This window comes from Endozoicomonas sp. PH6C (assembly GCF_059322965.1).
In genome coordinates this window covers 5,867,568-5,882,971 of the sequence record NZ_CP185342.1, presented here as the reverse complement: position 1 = coordinate 5,882,971, position 15,404 = coordinate 5,867,568, and the positions used below count along the sequence as shown (strand labels likewise).

The following is a 15,404-nucleotide window of genomic DNA, read 5'->3' as shown; positions in this document are numbered from 1 at the left end:
AAATGACAGTTGAGAGGGAGATTGACTATGGATGGTCAAATTGCCGGAGGTACCAAAAAACGCGTTCATGATCGTAGCCTGCATGATCATGACGTGGCAGCCAAGATGGCAAAGCTGGGTATATCGTCAAAGGAAAAGCAGGATGTAGAAATCTGCTCTGAAGTAAGATCCAGACTAAAGAGATCGCCAACTTCAGAGACCTTGCCTGACAAAGTGAGAACCATCTCCGCAACGGATTCCTCGCTCCAAAAGACGACTCATTCCTTCGATTTTCGTTTTGTCGCCAGCGATGACGAGGTTCGACAGCTTTTGATTGCCACTACCCGTGATGAACATCTTGATGTTGCGCTTATTTCCCATCCCGATGACCTTTTAAAGGCTAACCTGGTGAGCCGGTTGAGTATTTCCGAAGAGGGTCGCCACACTCTGGGTTCAGGCAAGCTGTTCGAAGGTTCACAGCCATTGACTCTGATAATGGATATTCGAAAGCTCACCAGCGAAGAGCTGCCCAAATTTAACGATCTGCTGGACCCGGATAGCCCCTGTCTGTACGACAAAGTCAGCCAGGAGAAGCGCCCCCTGGGTCAGCATGTTTCTTTATTGGTTCTGGCAGACCCTGCTCAGCTGACATCGCTTGGCAGGCGTGATGACGCACCTGGCGCTGATTTCTGGCGTAGAATTAATCGACCGGAAAATACCTGGCAGTTCAACGCACAGACTGGCAATGACCCATCAGTGGAGATCGACAAGGTACCTCCGTTATTGGCTGAACTCCCCTCTGCCGAAAGTGTTATGGACGACGACAATAGTGTTTTAATTGACTGCCATTTGCACAGCAACTGGCGACAGTTGTTGCTGGGCGGCCCCGGGGTGGATAAACAGGGGCAAATCCAGCATCTTCCCGGCAAGCTTGAGCTATTGAAGGCCGGACAACGGGTGATACTGAAGGGGGCCGACTGGGAAGATCTTGCCTTTGAACAGACCCTTCGACAGATGCTGGCGCAACAGTGTTTTGAGAGCAATGGCAAGATCTGTCAGTTACCCGACGATGTTCAGTTTTATCAGATGCCGGTAGGGAAGGACGAGCTTCATTCACTGCTGCAAAGTTTGTCCCACTCTCATAACAAACAGGGTGACAAAGGACTTGATAAAGAGCAGGCACCAGCAAACCTCATCCTCATTAACGAGAGTAATATTGTTCAATGGCTGAACCCAATTGCCATCGCCCCGGAAGGCTTCGCAGTTCCTAATACCTGCCTGTTGGAACAGGTTCGTGCCGGTGGTGTCGTCACCGTAACGTCTCCTCTTACTGAGGTAGACTGGTTTTGTTTGCTGGGCTCACTGCAGACGATTCAGAAGACAACCGGCCTGGAGCCCCGACTTCAGGTGGCTCATGCAAAAGGACAACCAAAAGCCCTGGGTTTGACAGAAAACGATAAATACCCTCTGCCCAAACCACCGGAAAAAGTCAGAAATCGCGCTGCCTTTGATACCGTGACTTATCAACGATCTGCCCAGGCAAATCATTGGATCAATGGTCTCCCGCAAGCCCCCCTGGTCATTCAGGTCAATGAACAGACCAGTTTCAGCCAGCTATTTGATAACATCCATATCACCTCGGAACAAAAGGCCCGTTTTGGACAAGGTCGGAGTGCGTTGCAGGAGGCATTAACCGCTGGCAAGCCGGTGGTATTGCGGGGGCTGGAGACTAATCCAACGCTTCAGCAGCTTCTGGAACCCCTGATTATTGGACAACCTCTGTTGGTGAATGGCCAATTACAGGCCTATCCAAAAGCTCATGTCACCCTGCTCTGGCCTGCGTCTGCAAAAAGCACGTCGTCAATAGTTAATCTGATGATCGCCAAAGGTAGCCCGTGTCTTGAGGTTGACCTTTGGGATATCAATGTCGTCAGGCATGGTATCCCACGGACTGAACTGCCAGAACAGGAGCTTTATAAACTTTACGAAGCGTTTAAAACCGTACCTGCCCGGCTTTGTAACCCACTGCCGTCAATAACTGAAGGGTTGTTAAACAATCTGATACTGGCTGCCCGGCAAGCACAGCAGGTTGACCAGTCCCTGCAACTCCTGCCCTGCCACTGGCGAAAGGCTATCAATAGCGTCATCACCCATGGCACCCGACAGAACCCGACTGTGCGTGATTTTATGAAAGTGGCTTGTTGGCAATTGTTACCGGATAAGAATCAGACCACCACGGTAGACCCGGATCAGTTAACGGCCATCATCAACGGTTCCCGGCGGTTGGATAGAAGGTTTGTGAGGCAAAACCTCTGGCCGCTGACCCGGGCCCTTGATCCGGCAGTCTTGACGGATAACCCGTTTGAAGGATTACAACTGTCCTATGAAAGTCCACTGCCCGGGTGGGCTCAAAAAGAAGTTCTGGACAAGGTCTGCGCCCTGATCGTGGCCCATGGGCCTGAGGAACAACGACAGGCCATGGCGTATCAGTTGAAAGTCGATCCGGAGGCAGCGAAACTTTATCTACCCTTAACCATCAGGCCATCAAGACAGATTAAACGTTTGCAGGATGCACTGGCTTCTGGCTGGCAGTTAAACTTGCCATCGGGGCAGACCCGGTCCGATGCTATTCACGCGCTGGCCAACGATTGTTTCTACATCGTCAGGACAGCCAATTCTGAAGCAGAAGGCATTGAACGCATAAAACATCGACTGTTTGAATCAATGGCTTGGCAAGGTTCCACTGATATGCCCTTGTCAACTCTGGCCCGGGATCTTTATCACGGCGAGATAAGTCAGAAGGATCGTGAAAGTCGTCGATTATCCCGACTCCATGACCGGCTTACCGACTCTCCCGTTATCTTTCTGCAGGGAGAAACCGGCACCGGGAAAAGTTACTTTTCTGCCAGAATGGCCAAGACTTCAGGGCAGGCTTGGGTGCTGTCTCTTGGACCTTCTGACAGCGAACAGACCCTGATGAAACGCTGGCAGTGGCGACAACATGCCGATGGCGACCGCTCTATGGTGCAGCAAAACCGGGCACTGATGGAATGGGCCAAGACCGAATCCGACAAAGGCGGAGGCTGTGTTGGAGGAGAGTACATAACCCTGGTGCTGGATGAAGCCAATCTGGCCAAAGCCGGATTACTGGCATCATTAAACGGCTTATGGGAACCGCAACCCTGCATCTATGTGAATGGTCATCCTGTCAAGGTCAGCGAAAAACACCGGGTGATTCTCACCGGCAACCCCGATCATTACGCCGGGCGCCAAATGGACCCGGCCCTGAAAGAGAAACTGCCCAGGGCTTACTACCCCCGCCTGGACCAGGCATTCCTTAGGGACAGGGTGGTGGAACCGGCTCTGGCCAATCATTTACAAGAGCATCTGACGGAGCAGCAAATAAACGACATTGCACACAGTGCCAGCAACAGTGTGATGGAACTCTGGCAATATTATCAGGAACTGCTGCCAGAGCATGAGTTTACTCCCAGGGATTTAACAGACATCTGCAGTTGGGTGGGCTGGTATCTGGATCGAGCTCAGCCCGCTCACGGCAGTGTGACCTGTGGGCAAATAAACAGTTTGATACAGCAAAGTTTTCGGGATGTACTGGGCCCTGAAATCACCGAAACGCATCAGGATGCCCTGTCAGCACTGGAAATCTGGTTTGCTGCTCGTTACCAACCGGAGAACACCCTGAGCGACAGAGTTCATAACAAGACCCTGGAGGAAATGCAGCAGGCCTTCAGTACAGTCAGCGAAAAAATCCGACCAGACTTTGATACCTCCGGATCGGCAGTCCGTGAAATGGCGCAACGGCTTGGGCAGGATTTAAGCCGCTGTCAGCAGGCTTATCATCACGACAGAAAACACGGCGGCCGTCAGGCAACACTGATTGAAGGTCCGGCGGGGCGGGGCAAGGATGCCACGCTGAACCTGGTGATTGAAAGTGTCAGACAGCAGGCCGAACAACGGCAAGAATTGATGCCGGAAGTCTTTTACCTGAACGCCTGTGATTGTTCCTGGGAGAAACTGTGTGAAAAGATCCAGAAGGCAAAAGTCGATGGCGGCATAGTGGTGATTTCAGAAATGAATCTGATTGACAGCCAGTATCTGGAAGGTGAGTTAAACGACATTCTGGCCGGTGACGCCCATCCGGGTTTCCACCTGTTTGCTACCATCAACCCGCCTGAGTACAGCGGGCGAAAACCCTTATCACCGGCGCTGAAAGGGCGTTTTCGACATCTGCCCATCCGGCAGTACAATCCGACAGAATTACAGACCATTGCCGAAAAAGTGTTGCCAGTGTCCTCAGAAGGGACATTCGTCGCTAAAAAACTAACAGAAAAACATTGTCTTCTAAGGGCTCACCTGAAACGCACAAAACGACCGTTGCAACCGACCAGCCTTGATTTACAGAATGTTGCCAGGGCTATCACCAGAGGAGGCGATTTTAGCGAAAAAGCCGTTCTTCAATGCCTCAATCAGCACTACCGGCTTTATCTGATGGCCGCCAACCTATCGCTGGAGAAACTGCCCGGGCCTTCGGCTCCTGTCATGGGGAAGAATGAATTTAATTCCGGACTTTGCCAATGGTTCAATGGGACGGTATCGGACATTGATCGTCCGTGGTTGATTCGAAACAGTGATCTCAGCAGTGTTGATGAAAAAAAACATGAAATTCGTATCAAGACCCGTCTGACTGAAGAGGAAACCAAAACGGAACTCATCAGGATGGTGGCCCAGACCAGATGGCAGGCATCCGGTCTTTCCCTGAAGCCGGATCGGTCGGACGATATTCTCAGACAGGCTCTCTACAGACACTGGCAGCAACGCTGGTTCGCTGATGATTTTAGCCTTACCGAAGTGGACGCTAATAGCGTATTTCCCCTGACCAAAGAACAGGCACAAATACTGAAAATGCCGACTTGCCAGCCTTATCTTCAGGAGGCTGATAAGCAGATACAGGTATGGAAGGCCCATGACGTTCAATGCTGGCCCGCATTTTGGCAGCAGATCAGTGATCTGTCGAACCATTGGGCAAAGGTTTTTATCAACCAAGCATCAGCTATTAGCGGTGACAGCGCTCCTGAACCCTATGATCCGGAAGTTGAGGAGAAAGAAGCACCGGCATTGGATCGAAGAACGAACTATGAGGATCAGGAGATACCGAAGATTGAACTTTGTGAAGTTTTTGATTCGCAGCATCCCCCTGAAATGTATCGCTGGCAGGCAATAGATATTCGTATCACTGCCAGAGGTGAAATCAAAAAGATCAATCTTAATGGTAAATACCTTCTGGGGGTCGAAACCCTCACACCTAAAAGGTTGCCAGAGAATGACCAGAAAGTCGCATTAACCGGAGATCAAACGCTGGCGACCCTTCGGGTATCACCAAAGAATGGTCAATGTCCATTGCCCAGCCTGACGGCCAGTGACTCTATCGTGGCCCTGTGTATAGAACCTAATTTGCCATTTAAACTGATCAGGGACCACTATACCGGGCTTCATACACTGTTTATTCCTCTAGCCGCTGCCGACCAGAGTTTTCAATGTACTTATGTCGTAGAACCCGGAAAGCCGGGCAAAAAAACGGCTGCCAGAGAAGCCTTTTTTGACGTCCAGTGTTCAGAAGGCGTGAGGTCCGTACTGAAGGAAATATTTGGAAACATCGGCGAACAACCAGCCAAAGTACAGGCACCGTTGCAGAAAATAATAGACGCTAAAAACATCAGGCAACGAATTAGCGCAATCACGGAATACTGCCAACAGTTCTGCGGTGCAGCTAAACCAGAAGAGAGTGAAAATTTCTTTCGATTTCTGGTAACAAATCGGCAAGGTAGCTGTCGTCATCGTGTGCCTGTTTTTGTTGCTTTTTGTCGCTATTTCGAGATTCCCAGTCGGCAAATTGAGAGCCTCAAGCACGTCTTTGCTGAGTATTCCGTAGATGGAGGCCAAACCTGGGAGTCTTCGGATTTGGGCGGGGCGCCGGTGAAGGTAACAAAAACTACACCTTTCTACCAGGCTGCCGGGAAGGCCGGGAAAGCCAGGAAGGCCGAAAAGGTCAGAAAGGCTGGTGATTTCAGCACTGAATTAAAAAACCTGAACGATGCTGACTTAGCACAACAGCAAGCTCTGACTAAAGCTTCTGGTATGAGCCCTGAGGAACTGAACAAAGCCCTTGAGACAAACAGCGCATTACCCAATCCAAGTACTTCCGAAGTTGTACAAAATCTTTGGAGGGAAAAAAATTTAGCCGGTTTTTCTATGGGTGTCTCAATATTAACAGAGACAAAAGAACTGAGCGCTTCAGAAAAGAAATTGATCGGTAATGTGCCCAACCAATATGGGAAGCCCCATAATCCGATGTCGTCGGCAGTAAGACAAATATTGTTAGACAATGATGCAGATCAGGTCATTGAACAACTCAGGTCATTGCACTCAAAAATGGTAGTTGAGGAAGAAGCAAGCCCTCTGCAGTGGTTGGGTTCAATGAATAAAATACTGCTGTACAGTGACTTAACCAACCCTTCGGTTAGACACTTTGCCAATAAAGCCCTGCAATTGGGTTGGCTAGATCCACTGTCGTTCTACAAAGAAAAAATTATCAGAGCCGGTGAACACCATTGTCTGTTGAAGAGACTTGAAGACGTCGATGAACTGAAGGTTGCAGCCACAGATTGCCTGAAAAAATGGTATCAGACCCTGTTGCACAGGGGAAAAAACAGCAAGCAATGGTGTCATTTTTATAGCGACCATCAAGAGAATAATCTCGATGCCTTGTTGATTACTCACTGTCATGATGGTTTTTCAAAATCCCTTGAAAATAAAATCGCCCACCGAGCTCTAAACAGCCGCTGGACTGACCAGCCCGGGGGCATTCCGAATATAGAACGAATGCTGGTGCATCAACCTGCTTTTGAGCAGTTGATCTCGGGCAGGGCGAACCACCGTCCGGTAATTATCGTGGGAGGCAATTTTTGGTGCAACACAGTGATTGATGAAAAGGCCGAAGTCCTGCTCCAACGAAAAGTTGAGAGCAATCCGGAATTGAAGACATTATCGGAAAAGGTCAAAAAATATAAGGCGATAGAACTGGAATGCACCAGAGCTCTGGCCGACTTGGATGAAGAGAGAAAAAACGCCTACAAACTCTGTTTTTCTTGTTGGCAATATCAAAATAAATTAAAAGAAATCGTGAAAAAACAGCTTGAAATCGAAAGCCGCTACCGACGCATTCTGGAGACCCTTGGGGTATCAGATAAAGAGAAGTCCCTTCTGAGAGGTATAGAACTCAAATACTCAGAAGCGATTTGTCAGGCCTTCAGTCATTATCTGTATGGAGTGACACACTCAAAAGGCAGCTCTTTGACCTATTGCTGGGTCGACGCTTCCTTAGGGAACTCCTGCTACAAAAACTCCTATGGTGCTCATGAGCCATCCTCACCACAAGAGCTGTATGACATGACGCGTCATATTAACAGCTCTTTATCGTTTCAGAGTTCTGTAGAGGATACCTACTTAAAGCAGGCACAAAACGCCGGTAACGCTCTGGTGATCAAATCCTGTGACTTGACCAAAATTGCCAACGAGTTTTTGCACACTGTGAATTTAAATTCGCTGTATGAGTCATTGGATACCTGATGAGTACTTAACCATTTGGCCGTGATGAGTTTTTTGAGATCGGTGATTTCCTCCAATAGTCAGGGTTATCTCTTTAAATGGAACTTTCGTTCATTTCTAAAGTCTAAACATTAAACACTTTCAATTTAATCCTTCAGATGTCAGGAGGCGGACTATGGATGGTCGTATTTGTGGTAAAAAAATAAAGGCGCCCGTTCACGATACTGCCACGCCTGCCAAAAGAGCAAAGCTGGATTTACCGCTAAGTATTGCCAAGGTCACCAGTGTAACTGCCAGACTCGATAAATTGTCAATTCCGGGTGTGATGTCTGGTAAACCGAGAAGGGTATCCTCAACGGACTCATCGCTTCAAAAGATCTCTAATGCCTTTGATTTTCGTTTTGTCGCCAGCGATGACGAGGTTCGACAGCTTTTGGTTGCTACTGACGGTGATGAACATCGTGATGTTGCCCTTATTTCCCATCCCGATGACCTTTTACAGGCTAACCTGGTGAGCCGGTTGAGTATTTCCGAAGAGGGTCGCCACACTCTGGGTTCAGGCAAGCTGTTCGAAGGTTCACAGCTATTGACTCTGGTGATGGATATTAGAAAGCTCACCAGCGAAGAGCTGCCCAAATTTAACGATCTGCTGGACCCGGATAACCCCTGTCTGTACGACAAAGTCAGCCAGAAGAAGCGCCCTCTGGGCCAGCATGTTTCTCTATTGGTTCTGGCAGACCCTGCACAGCTGGCATCAATTGGCCATAGTGGCAATGCCCCCGGTGCTGATTTCTGGCGACGAATTAACCGACCGGAAAATACCTGGCAGTTCAACCCACAGACTGGCCATGACCCATTGATGGAGACCGACAAGTTACCTCCGTTATTGGCTGAACTCCCCTCTGCCGAAAGTGCTATGGACGACGACAACACCGTTGTTATTGAATGTCACTTGCACAACAACTGGCGACAGTTGCTGCTGGGCGGCCCCGGAGTGGATAAACAGGGGCGAATCCAGCACCTCCCCGGCAGGCTTGAGACATTGAGGGCCGGACAACGGGTGATTCTGAAAGGGGCCGATTGGGAAGATCTGGCCTTTGAACAGACCATGCGACAGATGCTGGCGCAACACTGTTTTGAGAGCAATGGCAAGGTCTGTCAGTTACCCGACGATGTTAAGTTTTATCAAATGCCGTTGGGGAATAACGAGCTTCATTCACTGTTTCAAAGCCAATCCCGCTCTTGTTACAAAGAAGGTGATAAAGGAGTTGATAAAGATCAGACACCAGGAAACCCGATTATTATTAACCAGGGTAATATCGCCCAGTGGCTGAACCCGATTGCCATTGCTCCGGAAGGCTTCGCAGTTCCTAATACCTGCCTGTTAGAACAAGTTCGTGCCGGTGGTGCCGTCACCGTAACGTCTCCTCTCACTGAGGCAGATTGGTTCTGTTTGCTGGGCTCACTGCAGACTATTCAGAAGACAACCGGTCTGGAGCCCCGGCTTCAGGTGGCTCATGCAAAAGGACAACCAAAAGCCCTGGGTTTGACAGAAAACGATAAATACCCTCTGCCCAAACCACCGGAAAAAGTCAGAAATCCTGGTGCCTTTGATACAGTGACATATCAGCAAGATGCTCAGGCAAATTATTGGATCAATGGTCTCCCGCAGGCACCTCTGGTCATTCAGGTCAATGAACAGACCAGTTTCAGCCAGCTATTTGATAATATCCATATCACCTCAGAACAAAAGGCCCGTTTTGGACAAGGTCGGAGTGCGTTGCAGGAGGAATTAACCGCTGGCAAGCCGGTGGTATTGCGGGGGCTGGAGACTAATCCAACGCTTCAGCAGCTCCTGGAACCCTTGATTATTGGACAACCTCTGTTGGTGAATGGCCAATTACAGGCCTATCCAAAAGCTCATGTCACCCTGCTCTGGCCTGCGTCTGCAAAAAGCCAGTCGTCAATAGTTAATCTGATGATCGCCAAAGGTAGCCCGTGTCTTGAGGTCGATCTTTGGGATATCAATGTCGTCAGGCATGGTATCCCACGGACTGAACTGCCAGAACAGGCGCTTTATAAACTTTACGAAGCGTTTAAAACCGTACCTGTTCACCTTTGTAACCCACTGCCAGAAATAACTGAAGAGTTGTTGAACAATCTGATACTGGCTGCCCGGCGAGCACAAGAGGTTGACCAGTCCTTGCAACTCCTGCCCTGCCACTGGCGAAAGGCTATCAATAGCGTCATTACCCATGGCACCCGACAGAACCCGACTGTGCGTGATTTTATGAAAGTGGCTTGTTGGCACTTGTTACCGGATAAGAATCAGACCGCCACGGTAGACCCGGATCAGTTAACGGCCATCATCAAAGGTTCCCGGCGGTTGGATAGAAGATTTGTGAAGCAGAACCTCTGGCGGCTGACCCGGGCCTTTGATCCGGCAGTCTTGATGGAGAACCCTTTTGAAGGATTACAACTGTCCTATGAAAGTCCACTGCCCGGGTGGGCTCAAAAAGAAGTTCTGGACAAGGTCTGCGCCCTGATTGTGGCCCATGGGCCTGAAGAACATCGACAGGCAATGGCTTATCAGTTGGCGGTGGACCCGCAGGCAGCGAAACACTGTCTACCCTTAGCTATCAGGCCATCAAGACAGATTAAACGCTTGCAGGATGGGCTGGCTTCTGGCTGGCAGTTACACTTGCCATCGGGGCAGACCCGGTCCGATGCCATTCAGGCGCTGGCCAGCGATTGTTTTTACATGGCCAGAACGGCGAATTCTGAGGCAGAAGGCATTGATCGTATAGTACTTCGGCTGTCTGAATCATTGAAATGGACGGTCTCCACTGATATGCCTTTGTCAGCGCTGGCCAGGGATCTTTATCACGGCGAGATAGATCAGAAAGATCGTGAAAGCCGACGATTATCCCGGCTCCATGAACGGCTTACGGACTCTCCTGTTATCTTCCTGCAGGGAAAAACCGGCACCGGGAAAAGTTACTTTTCTGCCAAAATGGCCAGGGCTTCAGGACAAGCTTCAGTCATTTCCCTTGGACCTTCCGACAGTGAACAGACCTTGATGAAACGCTGGCAGTGGCGACAACAGGCCGATGGCGACCGCTCTATGGTGCAGCAAAACCGGGCGTTGATGGAATGGGCCGGTACCCAATCCGACAAAGACGGTGAATACATTACCCTGGTTCTGGATGAAGCCAACCTGGCCCAGACCGGAATACTGGCATCATTGAACGGCTTATGGGAACCGCAACCCTGCATCTATGTGAATGGTCATCCTGTCAAGGTCAGCAAAAAACACCGGGTGATTCTCACCGGCAACCCGGATCATTATGCCGGGCGTCAAATGGACCCGGTCCTGAAAGAGAAACTGCCCAGGGCTTACTACCCCCGGTTAGACCAGGCATTCCTTCGGGATGGAGCCGTGGAACCCGCTCTGGTAAAGCATCTACAACGGCATCTGCTGGAGCAGCAAATAAACGACATTGCACACAGTGCCAGCAAAAGTGTGATGACGCTCTGGCAATATTATCAGGAACTCTTGCCCGACCATGAGTTTACCCCCAGGGATTTAACAGACATCTGCAGCTGGGTGGGCTGGTATCTGGATCGTGCTCAGCCCGCTCGCGGCAGTGTGACCTGTGGGCAAATAAACGGTTTGATACAGCAAAGTTTTCGGGATGTACTGGGCCCTGAAATCACCGAAACACATCAGGATGCCCTGTCGGCACTGGAAATCTGGTTTGCTGCCCGCTACGAACCGGAGAACACCCTGAGCGACAGAGTTCATAAGAAAACCCTGGAGGAAATGCAGCAGGCCTTCAGTACAGTCAGCGAAAAAATCCGACCAGACTTTGATACCTCCGGATCGGCAGTCCGTGAACTGGCGCAACGACTTGGACAGGATTTAAGCCGCTGTCAGCAGGCTTATCATCACAAAAGAAAACACGGCGGTCGTCAGGCGACACTGATTGAAGGTCCGGCGGGGCGGGGCAAGGATGCCACGCTGAACCTGGTGATTGAAAGTGTCAGAAAGCAGGCTGAACAACGGCAAGAATCCATGCCGGAAGTCCATTACCTGAATGCCTGTGATTGTTCCTGGGACAAACTGTGCGAAAAGATCCAGAAGGCAAAAGACGATGGCGGCATCGTGGTGATTTCGGAAATGAATCTGATCGACAGCCAGCACCTGGAAGGTGAATTGAACGATATTCTGGCCGGTGGCGCCCATCCGGGTTTCCACCTGTTTGCCACCATCAACCCGCCTGAGTACAGCGGGCGTAAACCCTTATCACCGGCGCTGAAAGGGCGTTTTCGACATTTACCCATCCGGCAGTACAACGCGGCAGAATTACAGACCATTGCCGAAAAGGTGTTGCCAGAGTCCCCGGAATGGATATCAGTCGCTAAAAAGCTAACAGAAAAACATTGTCGTTTAAGGGCTTACCTGCAACAGAGAAAACTGCCATTGCAGCCGACCAGTCTTGATCTTCAGAATGTCGCCAGGGCTGTCTTCAGAGGAGGCGACTTTTCCGATAAAGCACTTCATCAATACCTCACTCAGCACTACCAGCTTTTCTTCATGGCCGCCAATCTATCGCTGGAGAATCTGCCCGGGTCATCAGCTCTTGCCGTGGAGAAAAGTGAATTTAATTCCGGACTTTGCCAATGGTTAAATCGGACAGTATCGGACATTGATCGTCCGTGGTTGGTACGAAGCAGTCATCTCAGCGGTGTTGATGAAAAAAACCATGAAATTCGTATCAAGACTCGTCCAGCTGGAGAGGAAACCAAAAGGGAACTCATCAGGATGGTGGCCCAGACCAGATGGCAGGCATTCGGTCTTTCCCTGAATCCGGATCAGTCGGACGATATTTTCACACAGGCACTTTACAGACACTGGCAGCAATGCTGGTTCGCTGGTGTGTTTGACCTTACGGACGTGGACGCTAATAGCGTATTTCCCCTGACCAAAGAGCAGGCACAAACACTGAAAAGGCCTGCTTTCCAGCCTTATCTTCAGGAGGCTGATAAGCAGATACAGGCATGGAAGGCCAATGACGTTCAATGCTGGCCCGTATTTTGGCATCAGATCAGTGATCTGCCGAAGCGCTGGGTAAACGACTTTATTAACACAGCATCAGCTATTGGCGGTAACGACGCTCCTGAACCCTACGACCCGGAAGTCGAGGAACAAAAAGCTCCGGCTTTGGACCGAGAGACGAACTATGAGGATGAGGAAACGCAAAAGGTTGAACTTTATAAAGTTTTTGATTCGCAGCATTTCCCTGAGATGTATCGCTGGCAGGCATGGGATATTCGTGTCACTGCCAGGGGTGATATCAAAAAGATCAATCTTGATAGTAAACACCTTCTGGGGATCGAAACCCTGACATCTGACCAGTTGCCAGGGAATGACCAGGAAGTGATATTAACCAGAAATCAAACGCTGGCGACCCTTGAGATATCACCAAAGAACGGTCAATGTCTGTTGCCCAGCCTGACGGCCAGTGACACTATCATGGCCCTGCATATAGAACCCTGTTTGCCATTTAAACTGATCAGGGACGACTATACCGGGCTGCATACACTGTTTATTCCTCTGGCCGCAGTCGGCCAGAGTTTTCAATGTACTTATGTCGTAGAACCCACAAAGCCGGGCAAAAAAACGGCTGCTAAAGAAGCTTTTTTTGACGTCCAGTGTTCAGAAGGCATGAGGTCCGTAATGAAGGAACTGTTTGATAACATCAACGAACAACCCGCCGAAATACAGGCACCGTTGCACAAAATAATAAACGCTAAAGACGTCAGGCAACGAATTAGCGCAATCACGGAATACTGCGAACAGTTCTCCGGTGGCGCTGCACCAGAAGAGCATAAAAATTTCTTTCAATACCTGGTAACACAGCGGCAAGGTAGCTGTCGTCATCGTGTACCTGTTTTTGTAGCTTTCTGTCGTTATTTCGGGATTCCCTGTCGGGAAATTAGTAGCCGCATCCACAGCTTTGCCGAGTATTCCGTGGATGGAGGCCAAACCTGGGGGGCAGTGGATTTGGGCGGGGCGCCCATGGACATAATAGAAATTACACCTGACCAGCAGTCTTCCGGGGAGGTCGTAACGTTTAGCACTGATTCAAAGATCGGGGATCTGATTAAGAATCTCCTGAAAGATGCTGACTCAGCACAACAGCAAGCTCTGGCTGAAGCCTGTTATATGAGCTTCGAGAAACTGCACAAAGTCCTTGAGACAAACAGTACATTGCTCGATAAATATCTAAGTACTGGCGGATTGGTAGAAAATCTTTGGAAGCAAAGAGATTTAGTCGCTTTTTCTATGGGTGTCTCGATCTTGATATCTATGGGTGTCTTGATCTCGATCTCGATCTTCTCGATCTTGATAGAGACAAAAGCATTGCGCTCTTCAGAGGAGCAATTGGTCGGTGATGCGTTCGACCACTATGGGAATCCCCTTGATCGGATGTCGGATGCAGTAATAAAGATATTGATGGGCCATGATGCAGATCAGGTCATTGAACAACTCAAGTCATTGCACTCAAAAATGATTGTTGAGGGCGGAGCAAGTCCCCTGCAGTGGTTGGCTTCAATGAATAAAATACTGCGATGCAGTGACTTAACCATCCCTTCGGTTATTCACTTTGCCAAAGCAGCCATGCAATTGGGTTGGCTAGATCCACTGTCGTTCTACAAAGAAAAGATTATCAAGGCCGATCAACACCATTATCTGTTGGAGTCACTTGAAAAAGTCGATGAACTGAAGGTTGCAGCCACAGATTGCCTGAAAAAATGGTATCAGACCCTGTTGCACAGGGAAAAAAATAGCAAGATATGGTGTGATTTTTATAGCCACGAAAAGAATGAACGCGGTGCCTGGTTCATTACTCACTGTCATGATGGTTTTTCAAAATCCCTTGAAAATAATATCCCCGAGCGATCTTTACAGATCCGCTGGACCGACCAACCCGGGGGCATTCCGAATGTAGAACGACTGCTGTTGCGCCAACCTGCGTTTGAGCAGTCGATCTCGGGCAGGGTGAACCACCGTCCGGTATTTATCATGGGAAATATTTTATGGCACAACACAGTGATTAATGAAAAGGTCGAAGCTCTGTTGCAACAAAAAGCTGAGAACAATCCGGAATTGAAGACATTATCGGGAAAAGCCAAAAAATATCAGGCGATAGAACTGGAACGCAACAGAGCGCTGGCCGACTTGGGTAGTAAGCGAGGTCAAATTGAATTAGAAGAATTCAAGAAAAAACAGCTTGAAATCATAAGCAGCTACCAACAGATTCTGGAGCCCTTTAAGCTATCAATTAAGGAGCAGCTCCTTCTGGAGAAATCAGAAAAAAAATGCAAAGAGGCGATTTATCAGGCCCTCAGTCATTACCTGTATGGAGTGACACACTCAAATGGCGGCTCTTTGGCTTATTGCTGGATCGAGGCTTTCTTAGGGAGCTCCTACCATACAGACTCCTATGGCGCTCATGATCCATCTTCACCAGAAGAGCTGTGTTGTATGTTGTCTTCAATCCAAAGTAATTCTGTGTTAATTCAGTCTCTTGAGGATGACTACCTACGACTTGCACAAAACGCCAATAACGCTCTGGTGCTCAAACCCACTGAGTTGACAAAAATTGCCGACGAGTTTTTGAACACTGTGAATTTAAATTCGCTGTTTGAGTCATTGGATACCTGATAACCAACTGGTTAGGTACTTAACCATTTGGCCATGATGAGCTTTTTGAGATCGGTGATTTCCTCCA

2 protein-coding genes are annotated in these 15,404 nt (G+C 49.2%); both read left to right on the top strand.

Annotated elements, in window-relative coordinates; all coding sequences use genetic code 11:
• Nucleotides 1–27 precede the first annotated feature (27 nt).
• Complete coding sequence (locus tag ACOMG9_RS20930; protein ID WP_448218314.1) at nucleotides 28–7,626, top strand: AAA family ATPase; 7,599 nt, start codon at nucleotides 28–30, stop codon at nucleotides 7,624–7,626.
• Between the two features lie 154 nt (nucleotides 7,627–7,780).
• Nucleotides 7,781–15,337, top strand: coding sequence for an AAA family ATPase (locus ACOMG9_RS20925; protein ID WP_448218313.1), 7,557 nt, complete (start codon nucleotides 7,781–7,783; stop codon nucleotides 15,335–15,337).
• Nucleotides 15,338–15,404 lie beyond the last annotated feature (67 nt).